Source organism: Streptosporangium nondiastaticum (genome assembly GCF_003011965.1).
Classification (GTDB): Bacteria; Actinomycetota; Actinomycetes; order Streptomycetales; family Streptomycetaceae; genus Streptomyces; species Streptomyces nondiastaticus.
On record NZ_PXWG01000339.1, the window covers coordinates 1 to 574 of the forward strand.

Annotated in this window: 1 protein-coding gene; it reads left to right on the forward strand. The window is 78.7% G+C overall.

Annotated elements, in window-relative coordinates:
* Positions 1-574: FUSC family protein (locus B7P34_RS36120; protein WP_146167049.1), on the forward strand; the 574-nt coding region annotated here is incomplete at both ends.

Below are 574 nucleotides of genomic sequence, written 5' to 3' on the forward strand. Positions count from 1 at the left end.
GGGACGCCCCCGCCGCACCTGGCCCTGGCGCGCTGCCCCCGCCCCCGCCCCGGCTGCGCCCGCACCTTCCCGGCGGCGCCCGCGTGCTCACCGGCTCCGCCCTCGCCGGCTGGGCGTCGCTCGCCTGCGGCGTCGGGCACCCCTACTGGGCCGTGGTCACGGCCGCCTCCGTCATCCAGGCCAACTCCGCGCTGTCCTGGCACCGCGCGCTGCAGCGCACGCTCGGCAACCTCCTCGGCGTCCTGCTGTTCGCCGCGCTCGTGCCGGTGGTCCGCACCGGTGCCGTGGTCATGGTGCTCACGGCTCTCGCCCTGCAGGCGGGCGCCGAGGCGCTCATCTCCCGCAACTACTGGCTCGGCACGGTCTGCGTCACCCCGATGGCCCTGCTGCTGACCGAATTCGGCGGCAGCCACCCCGCCCGGGAGCTCGTCGGCGACCGCTGGACCGATACGCTCGTCGGCGCGGCGGCGGGCCTGCTCGCCTGCGCGCTGGTCGGCAACCGGCGGGCGGCGGACCGGGTCGAGGCCGCCGTGGCCCGGGTGGACGGGGCCCGCGCCGCGGCCCTCGCCGTGCC